General features: G+C 50.4%; 13 protein-coding genes. 7 read left to right on the top strand and 6 right to left on the bottom strand.

Going from position 1 to position 15,654, the window contains the following annotated elements:
• Positions 1-105: 105 nt before the first annotated feature.
• Together nfi and IEV97_RS20095 are read right to left on the bottom strand one after the other, a co-directional pair.
• Complete coding sequence (gene nfi, locus IEV97_RS14670) at positions 106-792, bottom strand: deoxyribonuclease V (RefSeq protein WP_188502226.1); 687 nt, start codon at positions 790-792, stop codon at positions 106-108.
• Positions 793-1,055: 263 nt separating this feature from the next.
• The gene (locus IEV97_RS20095) at positions 1,056-1,448 is read right to left on the bottom strand and encodes a hypothetical protein (protein ID WP_229733961.1); all 393 of its coding nucleotides are present in this window, start codon (positions 1,446-1,448) and stop codon (positions 1,056-1,058) included.
• On the opposite strand from IEV97_RS20095, the gene IEV97_RS20090 reads away from it, so the two are divergent.
• From IEV97_RS20090 to IEV97_RS14655, 3 genes are all read left to right on the top strand, one after another.
• Complete coding sequence (locus tag IEV97_RS20090; RefSeq protein ID WP_229733960.1) at positions 1,429-1,695, top strand: hypothetical protein; 267 nt, start codon at positions 1,429-1,431, stop codon at positions 1,693-1,695. The genes IEV97_RS20095 and IEV97_RS20090 overlap by 20 nt on opposite strands.
• A gap of 191 nt (positions 1,696-1,886) precedes the next feature.
• Positions 1,887-2,564 (top strand): dienelactone hydrolase family protein, encoded by a 678-nt coding sequence (locus IEV97_RS14660; protein ID WP_188502335.1) that lies wholly within the window; start codon positions 1,887-1,889, stop codon positions 2,562-2,564.
• Between the two features lie 148 nt (positions 2,565-2,712).
• Positions 2,713-3,333 carry a phosphoribosyltransferase gene (locus tag IEV97_RS14655; RefSeq protein ID WP_188502225.1) on the top strand — a complete coding sequence of 207 codons (621 nt, stop codon included), beginning with the start codon at positions 2,713-2,715 and terminating at the stop codon, positions 3,331-3,333.
• A gap of 13 nt (positions 3,334-3,346) precedes the next feature.
• On the opposite strand, the gene IEV97_RS14650 is transcribed toward IEV97_RS14655, so the two are convergent.
• A complete protein-coding gene (locus tag IEV97_RS14650; RefSeq protein ID WP_188502224.1) occupies positions 3,347-4,708 on the bottom strand; it encodes an SGNH/GDSL hydrolase family protein in 1,362 nt (453 codons plus the stop codon).
• A gap of 87 nt (positions 4,709-4,795) precedes the next feature.
• Positions 4,796-5,674 carry an SGNH/GDSL hydrolase family protein gene (locus IEV97_RS14645; RefSeq protein WP_188502223.1) on the bottom strand — a complete coding sequence of 293 codons (879 nt, stop codon included), beginning with the start codon at positions 5,672-5,674 and terminating at the stop codon, positions 4,796-4,798.
• A 282-nt stretch (positions 5,675-5,956) separates the two neighbouring features.
• Between IEV97_RS14645 and IEV97_RS14640 the strand changes: the two genes are divergently transcribed.
• From IEV97_RS14640 to IEV97_RS14625, 4 genes are all read left to right on the top strand, one after another.
• The gene (locus IEV97_RS14640) at positions 5,957-8,185 is read left to right on the top strand and encodes an NADP-dependent isocitrate dehydrogenase (protein ID WP_188502222.1); all 2,229 of its coding nucleotides are present in this window, start codon (positions 5,957-5,959) and stop codon (positions 8,183-8,185) included.
• A 192-nt stretch (positions 8,186-8,377) separates the two neighbouring features.
• Positions 8,378-9,265, top strand: a complete 888-nt coding sequence (locus IEV97_RS14635) for a PDDEXK family nuclease (RefSeq protein WP_188502221.1) — start codon at positions 8,378-8,380, stop codon at positions 9,263-9,265.
• Positions 9,266-9,693: 428 nt separating this feature from the next.
• Positions 9,694-12,618, top strand: a complete 2,925-nt coding sequence (locus IEV97_RS14630) for a DEAD/DEAH box helicase (protein ID WP_188502220.1) — start codon at positions 9,694-9,696, stop codon at positions 12,616-12,618.
• Positions 12,619-12,725: 107 nt separating this feature from the next.
• Positions 12,726-13,643, top strand: coding sequence for an NmrA family NAD(P)-binding protein (locus IEV97_RS14625; protein ID WP_188502219.1), 918 nt, complete (start codon positions 12,726-12,728; stop codon positions 13,641-13,643).
• 75 nt (positions 13,644-13,718) lie between these two features.
• On the opposite strand, the gene IEV97_RS14620 is transcribed toward IEV97_RS14625, so the two are convergent.
• Positions 13,719-13,928 carry an MlaD family protein gene (locus IEV97_RS14620; RefSeq protein ID WP_188502218.1) on the bottom strand — a complete coding sequence of 70 codons (210 nt, stop codon included), beginning with the start codon at positions 13,926-13,928 and terminating at the stop codon, positions 13,719-13,721.
• 255 nt (positions 13,929-14,183) lie between these two features.
• The gene (locus IEV97_RS14615) at positions 14,184-15,614 is read right to left on the bottom strand and encodes an SLC13 family permease (RefSeq protein WP_188502217.1); all 1,431 of its coding nucleotides are present in this window, start codon (positions 15,612-15,614) and stop codon (positions 14,184-14,186) included.
• Between the last annotated feature and the right edge of the window lie 40 nt (positions 15,615-15,654).

The following is a 15,654-nucleotide window of genomic DNA, read 5'->3' as shown; positions in this document are numbered from 1 at the left end:
TACTTTTGTTGTTATAAGTGATTGAGTGTCTGTAGGCTACCGGGTAAAGTGTAGCCTGGGATTCCCCGGATCAGGAAAGTACAAAATGGGAACTAGTGTATTTAATTACTTTACTTCACTCTTAAAGACTGCCGCATAGTGGTCTGCCAGCCTCGTCGGCTCCGGTAGTTTGTGTTTCACCGAGCAGGCCATGGCGATCTCCGTAGCAGACGCCAGATCCATCAGGTGACCAGCGGAGACGAACACGGGCTTTACATTATCTTTAGTGCGCAGCACGTTTCCGATCAGTTCGCCTTTGTGCTCCAAGGGCGAGACAGCCCCTTTTTGCATGTCCGGCTCCTTATACCTGCCGACGAGCACTTTCTTGGCGACGCCCATGATAGGCTTATTTAATTGCAGACCCAGGTGGGTGGCTATACCCAGGCGACGCGGGTGGGAAATGCCGTGGCCATCCACCATGATCAGGTCAGGCTTTTGCTGCAGTTTTTCGTAGGCTTTGAGCAGGTTGGGCGCTTCTCTGAAAGAAAGGAAGCCCGGAACATAAGGCAACTCCACTTCTCCATAGTGCCATACCTTCTCCAGCACCTCCAGCTCCGGGTATGAGAGCAGCACAAACACCGAAAGGATATGATCCTCCCCCACAAAGGAAGAGTCGCAGCCGGCAATCAGTTTCAGGTTGAAGTCAGGCTTTTGGATGATGACCCGCCGCTGCATCTCGCGTTGCTGCTCGGTCAGGCGGGCAAGCAAAGCAGGATCCGGAGCAGGCTGATCGAAGCGTCGGTAGTAAGGCATTTTTGAATGAGTGATTTAGTGAGTTGGTGAGTTGGTGAATGAGTGGTTGAGTGATTTTGTGATTGTTATTCTGGGGATACGTTAGATTGGCCGGGCTGTTTGATTCAAGATTTTGTTTCTACTTTTTCCCCAAGTGAAATTATTCAGGCGCTATGTTCCTGCCCAACTTTTGCAAATTCACTTAATATATAACTCACCCACTTAATCAAAACCCACCCAATCACTAACTCACCAACTCACTAAATCACTCATTCGAAAATAACTCAAGCGCTGCAGGGGTAAATCAGTTTAGCGAACAACAGGCGCCACTGTCCGTCTACAGGGCCGAAGTGAAACTCAAAAGAAGTGGCCGTGTGGAGTACTGATCTTTGCAGAAGGGGCAAGGTGGCCTTGATCTGCTTGATCTCTGTATCTGTAAGGCTGGCATAATCCCAGTAGCCACTTTTCTGAAGCTTGGCGGGATCAGATACAAAGCAACCGTCCTTGCTGTAGCCCGACTGGCCTTCATCATAGTTCAGGTCGGCACAGTCGAAGGATGGCCAGGCTTCTTCACGAAGGTCACAGGTCTTTACTTCGTCCCGGATGGTGAAGAAGGACCTGTCCTGATACTCGCGCTTGAAATCCCGGATATCCGTCATGCGCGTCATTTTGGGCATGGCGCCGGGCTGCTCTATGATCCAAAGCCCGTGGTCCGGGTGGAAGATTGAGAGTGGTCGTGTCAGAAGCCTGCAGGGCCGTCATGAAAAGGGCGAAGGCCTGCCCGAAAGAAATGGAGTCCTGGTTTGGAGCGCTGCCCCGTCGTATGTGCTCCTCCTGTACTTCTTCCAAGCGCTGGTGCTCATCAGCACGCTCCTCCGCCATGTTTTGCTCCGTGTCTCTGGATCCGCAGGAGGCTATACCTGACAATAGCGTCAGGCAGGTCAGGGAAGATAGGGTAAGGCTACGCATACGGATCAAACTCAGGTATAGCCTCTATACGGTGTTTTGGCTGATGGGGCTTATACCTGAGAGGCGATCACAGCACAGCTTTTCAACTATTACTATACCAAGACGTAGATTAATTTATAGACGCTTCACTAACGAAAACAAACTTGATGGTAAATTTTATCTACAACGACAGCCTGCAGCTTAAGGCTGGAAATGCGCTGCTGACCGCAGATCTGGTTGTGCCGGAGCATGCAAAAGGCCTGGTGATTTTTTCGCATGGCAGTGGGAGCAGCCGCCTCAGCTCGCGCAACCGCTTTGTGGCAGAGCACCTGCAGCGCTCCCGTTTTGCCACCATGCTCTTCGACCTGCTTACAGAAGAGGAGGACCAGCGCCAGGAGAACCGGTTTGATATAGCGCTTCTGACCACGCGCCTGATCGATGCCGTGACTTGGGCACAGCAGAGCGACTACACGAAAGACCTGCACATCGGGCTGTTCGGCGCGAGCACCGGAGCTGCCTCGGCGCTCAGTGCCGCTGCCGCACTTGGCGGTGATATCATTGGTGCGGTGGTAAGCCGGGGGGGGCGCCCCGACCTGGCAGGTGAGGTGCTACCTGATGTGCAGAGCCCAACGCTGCTGATTGTAGGTGGCCTGGACGAAGAGGTGCTCGATCTGAACAAGTGGGCACAGGACCGGCTGCAATGCTTAAAGGATTTGGAGATCGTGCCCGATGCCACGCATTTGTTTGAAGAACCAGGAGCACTTGAAATGGCCGCCCAACTGGCAACAGACTGGTTCCGAAAATACCTGGAGCCCGGAAAACAGCACCCGTTAAGGGAGAGGTAGGGAGTGAGTGATGGAGTGATTGAGTGGATGAGTGAATAGATGAATGATTTAGTGACTTCAATCGATCTGATAAACAATCCAACAATTTAACCATCAACAATTTAACAATCACTCATCCACTCAATCACTAAATCAAAAATAAAAAACCATGATACCCAATAGACACGTCGCGGCAGAGTTGCTGGCCGATAGGCTGGAGCACTACAAAGGGCAGAAGGGGGTGGTGCTGGCTATACCTCGGGGAGGGGTGCCGGTGGCAGCGCCCATTGCCCGGCGATTGGGCATGCCTTTGGATGTGATCGTTTCCAAGAAAATCGGGCACCCCGCTAACCCGGAGTTTGCGATAGGAGCGGTGAGCCTGGAGGATGTGGAGGTAGATAAGCGGACCGACGTACCAGCAGAGTACATCCAGGCGGAGGTAACACGAATAAAAACAAGTCTGCGCCAGAAGTACAAACTCTTCATGGGTGACCGCCAGCCTGTGGATATGCGCGACCGTATTGTGATCATCGTGGACGATGGCATCGCCACAGGCAAGACGCTGCTGTCTACCGTGAACATGGCCCGGCATAAGCAACCCCGCAAGATCATTGTAGCAGTGCCTGTCGCCCCACGAGCAGCTATTAAGCAATTTGAGACGATAGTAGATGAAGTGGTATGCCTGCTGGTGCCTCCCATGTTTCAGGCGGTGGGGCAGTTTTACCAGGAATTTGAACAGGTAAGCGATGAAGAGGTAATACGTCTGCTCAGGCAGGAAAGTCAGGTATAGGTATAGGCTGCGCTTAACGGTCGATCATGAGGTGGCGGATAAAGGCCCTGCCTGGCAGAGAGGCCCTGACCATGTACATACTGCCGTCACTTAGCTCGGCTGTGTTGAGTAGCTGAATGAAATTGCCCCGATTGTCAGCTTCCGCTGCATATTCCTTAACCAGTTTTCCTTCCAGGGTATAGATCGAGATGTTGAACTTCTCCAAAGGCTGCAAGGCCAGCAGCTGCACCGTAACCGGGTGGCTGCTTTTGGTGTGGGTCGGGTATACCCGCATTTCTTCTATCGTGGCCTGTGCCAGGCTCACGGCTACTACCGGAGAGTAGCTCTCTGTGCCATCAAAGTCCACCTGCCGGAGGCGGTAGTAATTGACGCCGTTGCCGGCTTTCCTGTCCTGAAAGGTATAGCTTTGCGGAAGGGCGGTCGTGCCGGCCCCTTCTACACGGCTAATGGAGTCAAATTCGGTGGCAGTTTGTCCGCGCTGCACTTCAAAAAAAGCGTTGTCCAGTTCCGAGGCCGTTTCCCAAGTCAGCTGCACTCCGCTCTGTGTGGCTATACCTTTAAAGCTGTGCAGTTCTACCGGCAGCGGAATGATGATTTCTTCCATGATGGCATCAAACCAGACCTGCGCCATTTTTTCTTCGCCAAGCTTATTGGGGTGAAGTCCATCGTAAGAGTCACCTTGGCCTCCTGCCGAGTTAGGGTTTTTGGTAGGGTTAAACCCAGTGTTCTGATCTACCAAAACTACTTGCGAATCAGGATATTGGCTATCGTTGTTTAGGGAAGTGACAAGTGCCGGTACCTGCGCATTGAAGAGCGGAATTTTCTCGCTTAGTTCTTTCAGGTACTGATCGTTCGGATCGGCCGGGATGAGCTGGGCCAGAAAGATCGAGACAGCCGGGTTCTTTTCTCGCAGGACCCCAACTATTTGTCTTAGATCAGTAATAGTACTCTCTATGGACTGGTTCTGAAACAGGTCGTTTGTGCCCAGGTGCAGCAGTACAAAATCTGGCTTATGCGCTTCAGCCCATTTAGCAATATTGTTTCCATCTCTGCCATTCAGTATTTCATCAGCTCGCCATCCCCAATGACCTTCGTTTCTGTTGCTGAAGGATTGCCCCTTATAATCTTGAAAAGGAGGGTTGCCGCCTTCATTCTCTGTCTGAGAACCTACAAACTCAAAGTTTACGCCCGTATCAATCAGCTTCATCCACAGAGAATACCTGTAGCTGGCAAGCTCCTTGTTCCCCTGCGTAATCGAATTACCCAAAGGCATGATCCTGATCGGCTTGGATTGCGGATGAGCCTCGAAACCAAAGAATAAAAAAGGGATAAGGATGTAAGCTTGTTTTCGGAGGCGGTAGAGAAGGGAGAGCATAGAACTGTAAGCTAAGTGATTGGTAATAAGTAGCTCATAAAACGAGCGCAGCGCTGTTGAGTTGCGCTTAGTGCAGGGTGTCAGGTGCTATTGGCCCGTCTCTCTGCGGTGGCGTTGCGCTGCTAAATTGTACAATGTCTCTTCATTTGCCCGGATGGCGTCATACCAGCGCTTGGCAATGAATTTTTCGCCTTCCGTATTCGGGTGCAGCGCGTCGTAGGTAAGGGTAGCCGGATTGTAGCCGGAGTTTATGTCCACTACTATAATTGGAGATTTCTGAGTTGTAAGACGTGTTGCCAGGGCAGGCAACAGCGACACAAAATGTTGTGTTGAGTCAACGTTGGCGAACTCCGCAGGTATAGGGGTGATCTTGGCCAGCAGGATCGCGACATTTTCGTTGTCAGCGCGCAGCTGCCCGATGATCTGTTCTATTCTCTTTACAGTGCCGTCAGTTGTTTTGGCGTGAATCATGTCGTTGGTGCCCAGGTGCATCAACACCACATCCGGGGTATAGCCCTTGAGCCAATCACTCAACTTGCCTTTGTCGCGCTTGTACTGGGTTGGTTTTTCGTAGCCGTTCAGCATATCACTGGTATTCCAGCCCCAGTGCCCTTCATGTTTGTTCGTGAAAGTTTGCCCTTTGTACGTTTGCCCCATAACAGGAGAGGCTACGTCAGCGCCTTGCTCCGTATTGGGAGCATTCCGGTACCAGTTCGTGTCCATAGAGCCTACAAACTCAAATTTTACCCCGGCATCTACCAGCATCTTCCAGAGTTCATACCGGTAACTGGGGTTAACCTCTCCTCCCTGCGTGATGGAGTTACCCAAAGGCATAATTTTGAGTGATATACTTTCCTGCTGCGGCTCTATCTCTTCTTTGGTCTCATCGTCAGTACAGGCTGTGGAGAATAGGATAAATGAAAGGAGTAATAGATATCTAAAGTCGATCTTAAGTTTCGAAAACATAATGTGGTTTACAAGTAATTAGTAAGGGAAGCACAGTGGCTAAAAACGAGAAGTATGAAATTCGGTTGCATTTAGATTGTGAACGTCACCTGATTATTGTCCAATTTTATGAAAAGGCGTCTGTGCCAAGTGGTGCAAACGAAACACCCGGGGAAGGTTTAGCCTTATCAAAAAGACTCTTATATTTGCTTCTTAAACTAGCGTGGGGGAACATGGTGTTACCGGCTGAGAAATGGCGGCAGATTCAGTTTCCCGAAACTAACTATTTAAATACGGACCTACATGACGACAAAATCATCAAAAATCATTTATACCATTACAGATGAAGCGCCTGCACTGGCAACGCGTTCATTCCTGCCGATTGTGCAGGCCTTCACCAAAGCCGCCGACATCGAAGTAGAGACCAGAGACATTTCCCTGGCTGGCCGCATCATCGCCGCTTTCCCGGAAAACCTTTCGGAAGACCAGAAGCAGTCAGACGACCTGGCCTACCTGGGCGACCTGGCCAAAACGCCGGAAGCCAATATCATCAAGCTGCCAAACATCAGTGCATCTATACCTCAGCTGGTAGAGGCGATCAAAGAACTGCAGTCGCAGGGCTACAACATCCCGGATTATCCGGCCGATCCGAAAAACGATGCTGAGAAAGATGCGAAAGCACGTTACGCGAAGATTTTGGGTAGTGCTGTAAACCCGGTGCTGCGCGAAGGCAACTCGGACCGCCGTGTGGCGGATGCCGTGAAGCAGTACGCCAAGAAACACCCGCACTCCATGGGCAAATGGTCGTCTGACTCTAAAACCCACGTGGCCCACATGACGGGCGGCGACTTTTACGGCAGCGAGCAGTCTGTAGTAGTAGACAAAGCGACCGATGTACGCATCGAGTTTGTTGGTGCTAACGGCGAAACCAAAGTGCTGAAAGACAAAGTAGCCTTGAAGGCCGGCGAAGTGATGGACTCTTCGGTGATGAGCCGTAACGCGCTCCGTTCGTTCCTGGAGAAGGAAATTGCGGAGGCAAAAGAGCAAGGCATCCTGTTATCGCTGCACCTGAAGGCTACGATGATGAAGGTGTCTGATCCTATTATGTTTGGCCACGCGGTGACCGTGTTCTTCAAAGACACGTTCGCCAAGCACGCCGCTACGTTCAAAGAAATCGGCGTTGACCCGAACAACGGTTTGGGCGACGTGTATGCGAAGATCCAGAACCTATCAGCCGAGAAGCGTGCCGAGATCGAAGCAGATCTGAAAGCGGAGATGGCGCAGCGCCCTGAACTGGCGATGGTAAACTCTGACAAGGGCATCACCAACCTGCACGTGCCAAGCGACATGATCATCGACGCGTCGATGCCGGCGGCCATCCGTTCTTCCGGCCAGATGTGGGGCCCAGACGGCAAACTGCACGACACCAAAGCGATCATTCCGGACCGCTCGTATGCGCAGATCTACCAGGAAGTGATCCAGTTCTGCAAAGAGAACGGCGCTTTCGACCCGACCACGATGGGCACGGTACCAAACATCGGCCTGATGGCGCAGAAGGCAGAAGAGTACGGCTCGCATGACAAGACCTTCGAAATCGCTGAAGCTGGTGTGGTGCGTGTAGTTGACGCCAATGGCAACACGTTGATGGAGCAGAAAGTAGAGCAAGGCGATATTTTCAGAGCCTGCCAGACCAAAGACCTTCCGATCCAGGACTGGGTGAAACTGGCCGTGACAAGAGCCCGCATCACGAACACGCCTGCCATCTTCTGGCTGGACCCGCAGCGTGCGCACGACGCCAACCTGATCCAAAAAGTAGAAAAATACCTGCAGGACCACGATACAGACGGTCTTGAGATCAAGATCATGTCTCCGGTTGAGGCCATGCGCTATACCTGCGAGCGCGCCAAAGCGGGCAAAGATACGATCTCCGTAACCGGCAACGTGCTGCGCGACTACCTGACGGACCTGTTCCCGATCATCGAGCTGGGCACCAGCGCGAAGATGCTTTCGATCGTTCCGTTACTGGACGGTGGTGGCCTGTTCGAAACTGGTGCGGGCGGATCTGCACCGAAGCACGTAGAGCAGTTTGTAGAAGAGAACTACCTGCGTTGGGATTCACTGGGCGAGTTCCTGGCCCTGGCGGTATCGCTGGAAGACCTGGCTTACAAAACCAAGAACGAGAAAGCAGAAGTACTGGCAGAAGCCCTCAACAAAGCGAACGCTGAGTTCCTGGAGAAAGACAAGTCACCGGCCCGTAAAGTAGGCGGCATCGACAACCGCGGCAGCCACTTCTACCTGGCCCTATACTGGGCACAGGCGCTGGCCGAGCAGTCGAAGAACCAAGAACTGAAAGACAAGTTCTTGAAGCTGGCGCAGGAGCTGACCGACAACGAGCAGAAGATCGTGGACGAGCAGATCGCCGCCCAAGGCAAACCGGTAGACATCGGCGGTTACTACCACCCGAACGAAGAGAAAACCAGCAAAGCCATGCGTCCGAGTGAGACGCTGAATGCGGCGTTGGCTGGTTTCTAGTCTAAGGTATACAGTTAAATAGAAAGGCTGCCTAAGTGATTGGGCAGCCTTCTTTTGTTTTTTGTCAGACTTTATAGGTAATGTTTACTCAAATATGAATTGTTTTCAAAACCTTGTGGTTGGTATTTTAATTAAAATCCCATACTAATATAGAAAAAGTTGATAGATAAATGTAAGTATACATATCCTAAGGTGATCATCCCTACTACAATCACTAATGCATTACTGCCACCAAAAGAGCCTATATGTAATAATCCGCCATTTCCTATAGTCATTAAGAACGCTGTTTTTGTATGTTTAATTGCACTATTTTTTATTGCTTTTGGTATTTTGATTGGTAATGCGGTGCCAATAATTATTTCAGGCTTTATTTTTATTTTACTATATCATAATATCAAAAAGGTTAAATCTGAAAAGAAGATTTATGAAAAGGCTTATGCTGTATATAAATTGTATTTAAACGATGCTTTTCAGCCTCGGTCTACAGTTTCCTACACTAGGAATGGAAAACATGAATTATTTGATGCAAATTTATATATTGTAAATAAAATTGATGAAAGCCTTAAGCAAGCTGTTGTGCCAAGGATTACTACAAAAAAGTCTAAAAGAGGCCACAGTGAATTGTACTTCAAGAGAAAGCTGCTAAAATATTTGAATTTAGAATTCGTAGATAACGAATACGAAGTTAGATTTAGCGATGTAACTTATTATCCAGATATTGTTATATCGTCAAAAGTAGGCATTAATACTTTATATATTGATGTTGAGATAGATGAGCCCTATAGTTTTAGTTTACATTCTAGACCAATACATCATATTGAAACAGATGACTTGAGAAATCGATACTTTGAGAATGGTAACTGGATTATTGTTCGTTTTTCGGAAGAACAGGTCTATAAATTTACAGACGAATGTTGTGAGTTAATTTTGTCAATCATAAAACATATTAATTCAGGGGGACTAGAACGCATATTTGATTATGATGGTATTAAAGTACCTCATTGGTCTTATAATCAGGGCCTAAAAATGCAAGCTGATAATTACCGATCAAGCTACTTGCCAAAAGCGTACAAGATTTAAATTGGAAAAAAATTATTTTAGAGCTTTTTTTAAATAAACCCTTGTTATAACGCGTAACCTTTCCCTTAGAAGCCTGTTGCAAGCCAAAGTAAACAAGTAGTTATGGTAACTTGCAAAGATTTTGATCCGAATTCCACCCGTACCATAAGTTTAGCGTCAGCGTAACATATGGCTTACCATAAGTCCAGTTTGTAACTGGCGTAAATCCACAAGGTATACTTCCGCCAATTGGAAAATGGCTGCATGCCTAATCACCAGCAAAGCCATATGCCCGAGTGAGACGCTGAATAAGTCATTGTCTAACTTCTCTTCTGGAGCACCACGTAATATCAAGCTGTTAAAATCCTACGTCTGAATCTGCATTTGCTTAACTTTGAAGTTAGGGCGCAGCTAATACCTGAAGCACATCGCCTGCCTGAGAAGCACCAATGGAAGAGCAATACCCACCGTTCGAACCTTTTGACAGCACCGACGACCCGGAGTCGCTTTTTGCCGCACACCTTGCTTCTCAACCACAGCTGTCTGGAGCTTCCACTGATTTGAGAACGATCATTGTGATTGGCAGGCACCGCTACTACAACCTGTTCAGTGCCCAACTCGTCTCCTGTAGTCTGAGCGTTACAGGAGAGCTAAAAGCGCCTTTTACGGTGCTGAATCCGCTGGAACTGGTGTGGCGGACCGAAAGGCCGGAGGAGTTGAAATTTTACAGCGCCATTGCCCGCTTTCAGAGCTTCTATGAAAAGGCAGCTGCTGATACGGCCAGTCTGAAGGCGCTTGTGCGCAACCCGCTGCGCTATACCTTCTATCTCCACGATAGCGAAGTTTCCGAGAAAATAACAGCGAAGTCGCTTACACCTGTGCAGGTCACGCAACCCAGTATCGACTTTAAAGTGCGCATCGGCCTGAGTAGCGACGTGTTCAGTGTCACCAGCGATCTGTTTGTAAATGGCACCTATTACCCTCTTAACCGCATCAACGTCCGATTCGGCCACTTCCTGGTTGCCGACCATGCCTGGTACCTGTGCTCCAACCCACACCTGCCATCTGTGGTGGTTTATTTCAAAAAGCATGGGAACGAGCTGCGGCTTCCGCACGATACTTTTCTGCAATTTCAGCGGCAGGTTCTGGCCAAAATGGAGTCGCATGTGCCGGTAGAGCATACCTATTTGAAACCTGCCACTAGAGTCCAGCTGCGAAGCAAAGGCTTTAACCAGCCGCCGGAAAAGGTGCTATACCTGATCGAGTCGGAAAATTACGTGTTGCTGCATCCTTTCGTGCGGTATGGCGAAATTGAGATCCCGTTGCTGTCGAATAAGCTGATTTATGATCAGGATAACTTGGGCAGACCATTCTATGTGGCGCGAAACACCGAGTTAGAAACAGCCTATACCAAGTTGCTTATCCAGCAGCACCCGCACTTCTGGGAGCAGTTGGATAACATGCTCGACTACTTCTACCTGCACAAGGAGCGCTTCCTGGACGAGGCCTGGTTCCTGGATGTCTTCGACAACCTGGCTGCGCATGGAGTTACGATTCTGGGCTTTAACGACCTGCAAGGCAACAAGCTCAACCAGCACAAAGCCACAGTGGCTATACAGGTAGACAGCGGACTCAACTGGTTTAATGTGACGGTGAACGTGAAGTTCGGACGTAAAAAAGCTTCGATCAAGCAGCTGAAGAAGGCAGTCGTGAACAAGAGCAGGTACGTGCTGCTCGACGATGGCACCATGGGCATTATACCGGAAGAGTGGCTGCAGAAGCTAAAAGTCTTTTTCGACACAGGTATAGTGGAGGAGGAGCAACTGCAAATTCCCAAAACAAACTTTGCCGTGCTCACCGAGCTGTTCGAAGACTACATGCTGGACGAGCAGGTGCACAAAGAGCTGTGGTGGTACCAGGCGCAGCTGAGCAACGTGGAGAACATTGCGGCCGCACCTGTGCCGGCCGGACTGCAAGCTACCCTGCGGCCATACCAGTTGCAGGGGCTGAGCTGGCTCAACTTCTTAGACGATCTGCAATTTGGCGGCTGCCTCGCCGACGACATGGGCCTGGGCAAAACAGTGCAGGTAATTGCGTTCATGCTGTTGCTGCAGGAAAAACGGGAGCGGCAAACACACCTCTTGGTCGTGCCTACCTCGCTTATACCGAACTGGCAGGCGGAGCTGGACAGGTTCGCGCCATCGCTGCAAGTACTCGTACACCACGGTCCAAATAGGTCAAAGGCCACAGACGCTTTCCAGCAATACGATGTGGTCATCACCACCTACAACACGCTACTCACTGATATTGACTTTCTGAAGAAATACACCTTCGGCTATACCTTCCTGGACGAGTCGCAGAACATCAAGAACCCGAACTCGCAGCGCTACAAAGCAGCTTGCTTACTGCAGTCACGCAACAGAGTGGTGCTCACAGGTACGCCATTTGAGAACAACACCTTCGACATTTATGCGCAGCTTTCCTTTGTCAATCCAGGCCTGCTGGGCACCAGGACCTACTTTCGGAACACGTACTCCATGCCCATCGACAAGTTTAAGGACAGGCGCAGCGCACAGGCTTTGCAGGAGCGGATTGGCCCCTTTGTGCTGAGAAGAACAAAGGCCGAAGTAGCCAGAGAACTTCCTGACAAGACGGAAATGGTCCTATACTGCGAAATGGGAGAGGAGCAGCGCAAGGTATACGACACAGCCGAGCAGGAATTCAGAGACTACATTAACGCCAGCGGGGAAGAGGAACTGACCAAGCACCCGATGCACGTGCTGCGGGGCATTACCAAACTGCGCCAGATCTGTAACTCACCCCTGCTCACCGGCGATGCAAAGCTTTTCTCAGACACTTCCGCTAAGATACAGGTGCTTATGCAGCAGATCCAGAATGTGGCGCGGCACCACAAAGTGCTGGTGTTTTCGCAGTTTGTCGGTATGCTGGACCTGATCAAAAAGGAGCTAGTGAAGGAAAATATCAAGTTCTCCTACCTCACAGGCAGCACCCGCAACAGGGGCGAAGTCGTGAACCAGTTTCAGACAGACGAGGAGATACGCGTGTTCCTGGTGAGCCTGAAAGCGGGTGGCACAGGCCTTAATTTAACAGCAGCCGATTACGTGTTTATAGTGGACCCGTGGTGGAACCCAGCTGTGGAAAACCAGGCCATTGACAGAAGCTACCGGATCGGGCAGGAGAAAAAAGTGATTGCCGTGCGGCTTATTTGCCCTAACACCGTGGAAGAGAAGATCCAGATACTGCAGCAGAGCAAATCCAAACTGGCCACCGATCTGGTTACTGCTGATAATAGCTTCTTCAGTTCACTTACCAAAGACGATTGGCTGAACCTGAGTAGAAATAGTGATAGTTAGAGAGCCTTTCTAAGGGATATTATACCCAGAGCTGCTTTATACCTACTGTATTTGCCCGCAACCTTTCCAACCAAACCCTGTTAGAAACCAAAGGTAAACAGGCAGCCATGGAAAGTAACAATAATGCAGCATCACAAAAGCCAACTATCGTGTTGGCAGGAGCTACAGGGGACCTAGGAAGTCGCATTGCGAGGGTGCTTCTTACGAGAGGCGCCCAAGTAAGAGCGCTGGTCCGCAAGGATAGTGATGGCGGTAAAGTGGACGCTTTGCGGCAGCAAGGAGCTACGATTTATGAAGTAGACTACCACAACGCCGCTGACCTGACGAAAGCCTGCGAGGGCGCTGATTGTGTGGTGTCGGCTTTGTCGGGCCTGCACTATGTGATGGTGGGTATACAGAGCCTGTTGCTGAAAGCGGCTGTGGCGGCAGGCGTGCCCCGCTTTATACCTTCCGACTTCGCGATCGATTTTACGAAATTGCCCTACGGCAATAACCGCAACCTCGACCTCCGGAAAGAATTCAGAGAACGTTTAGACAAAGCATCTATTGCGGTCACTTCTATCCACAACGGCATGTTTGCTGATCTGCTTACCGGGCAGGCGCCAGTCGTGCTCTTTCCTCTAAAGCGCGTGATGTACTATGGTAATGCGGACCAGTTGCTGGATTTCACCACTATTCAAAATACAGCCGATTATACCGCAGCCGCTGCGCTTGACCCCTCCACACCGCGCGATTTGCGCATTGCCGGCAATGTACTCAGTGCACGTGGCTTGAAAGAGGCAGCCACTGAAGCAACCGGAGAAGAGTTTAGCTTGTTCCGGGTAGGGGGACTGGGCTTATTCAATGCCATCATCAAAGTCACGAAAGCGCTCACACCGCGTAGTCAGGAAGTCTTCCCGGCCTGGCAGGGTATGCAGTACATGCGTGACATGTTCAGCGGATTGCCCAAACTAGAGCCGCTGGATAACGATCGCTACCCTGAAATGAAATGGACTAGCGTAGCCGAAGTGCTGGCGAAGCGGTAAAGGTTTAACTGCTTACAGCACAACCAAGCAGATGTCAAACTTTAGGTATAGCAGGGAAATCCGTTTTAGTAGAAACTAGCGCACTACAGTTTTCTTCTTATCTCCCTGCTTCTTAAAATAGCTATACCCCATTCCCAGAACACCACCAACCAGGGCAGTATATCCATAGCCAATCAAAAACCCGTAAGTTTCGCTTCCTGCGCCCAGCCACAGTGAAGCTACAATCGAAATAATGCCTGACACTATAAGTAGTATCGCTTTGGTATAGTTCATCTTGTTTTCCATGTTCTGAGTCATTAAGTAAATGCTTGTTGATAGGCACTTCAGACGTAGCTATACCTGTTGGTAAGTGCCTGATGCCTATGTTAATATAGCAATTGCAGCGACGCAGGTTGTTACAATTATACCAACCAGGCTATAGACCGGACTAACCAGGGTTTTTTCTGGAAAACAGATGTAAGCGAGCTATACATGATGTGCAAAATAATAGGACTCATAACCGAAGCCGGGGAGAAGGAAACATCCAGGAGCAGCCTATACCTACCATAAACCAAAGTACGTGAGCAGCCAGAAGTAGACGTACGTGATGAAGAGACTGCACACACCTATCACAACACCGTTGATGATAAAATCCTTGGAGGTAAGTTCGCCAGAGGAATAGGCAATGGCGTTGGGAGGGGTGCTGATGGGCAGTGCCATACTACTGCCGGCCATCACAGCCAGTCCGAGCGCCATAAACTTCATGTTGACGCCCTCCAGCTGCTGGGCCATCGACATCGCCATGGGTATAAACAAGATAGCCGTAGTGGTGTTGGACATGAATGTGCCGACAACCAGCGTGGTCGAAAAAATAATCAGCACGATCCATTCGCTCTCCAGCGGCAGCGAGTTTGCGATGACCTGATCAAGGCCGGTGAGGTTCATGCCTTGCCCCAGCGCCAGTCCGCCCGCAATCACAAACAGGATGTTCCACTCCAGCCGGTTAAACTCTTTTACGGAGAGCAGTCCCGAAGCCGTAAACATAATGGCCGGAAACAAAGCCACCACCGCCGAGGGAATGCCATGCAGGCTGTCCGTGAGCCACAGGAGCACAGTAATCGTGAACACGACGATCACGAAGATGCCCTCGCCGCCAAACGGCTTGGTTTCGACAGGCGTCAGCATCAGGGGCTCTTCAGGCTTATACCTGTACCAGAGCAGTTGAAAAAGGATGAAGAGGAGGATCAGCACGAGCGGGAACATGATCACCATCCAGGTCAGGAAATCGACTTGCACGCCCTCTTTTGCCAACAACCCGACCGCGATGGCGTTGGGAGGAGAGCCGATGGGCGTCATCAGGCCGCCGATGCTGGCTGAGAAAGGGATTGCCAGCGTGAGGCCCTTTCGGAATGAGTTGCCCGCCGGCACAAAAGCCAGCAAAGAAGCGGTGAGCGTAATCATCATGGCCGTGGTGGCGGTGTTGCTGATCCACATGCCAAAGATAGTGGTGCAGACGATGACGCCGAGCAGCGCGCTTTTGGCAGACAGCCCGAAGATCCGCAGCATGGCACTCGACAGGTATACATCCACGTTCACCTTCACCCCGACTTTGGCCAAGATGAAGCCACCCAGGAAGAGATAAATAATGGGGTCTGCCAGGGGAGCCAGAAAGCTTTGGTAAGGGATGGCCGCTATACCTGGCGTCTGCAATATGCCCCATTCGCCCGGGTTGCCCAGCAGGATGATCTGGGTGCCTATGATCAGGAGGGAGGTCGCAAAGAGGGGAATGATTTCGGTGGCCCAAAGAAAGGCCGCCGTCACCAGAATCCCCGTCATGTAGGCAACGGGCGGTGGGTAATCCGTTGTTGCTGAAGTGACCCACCCCGCCAGCACACCAATCAGCGCAATTCCGAAAAACATCAGCAGGCGTTTCGCTCTGGGAAGCTGAAGCTCGGTTGTGATGCGGGACAGTTGCTTTATTCTTCTATTCATTGGTATAGCGGGGCGGTTGGCTCAAGATACCCAATATCTC

Origin of the sequence: Pontibacter amylolyticus, from assembly GCF_014638845.1 — a bacterium.
Classification (GTDB): domain Bacteria; phylum Bacteroidota; class Bacteroidia; order Cytophagales; family Hymenobacteraceae; genus Pontibacter; species Pontibacter amylolyticus.
Note: the sequence above shows the minus strand (reverse complement) of the source record. Positions and strands in the feature narration are given on the sequence as shown.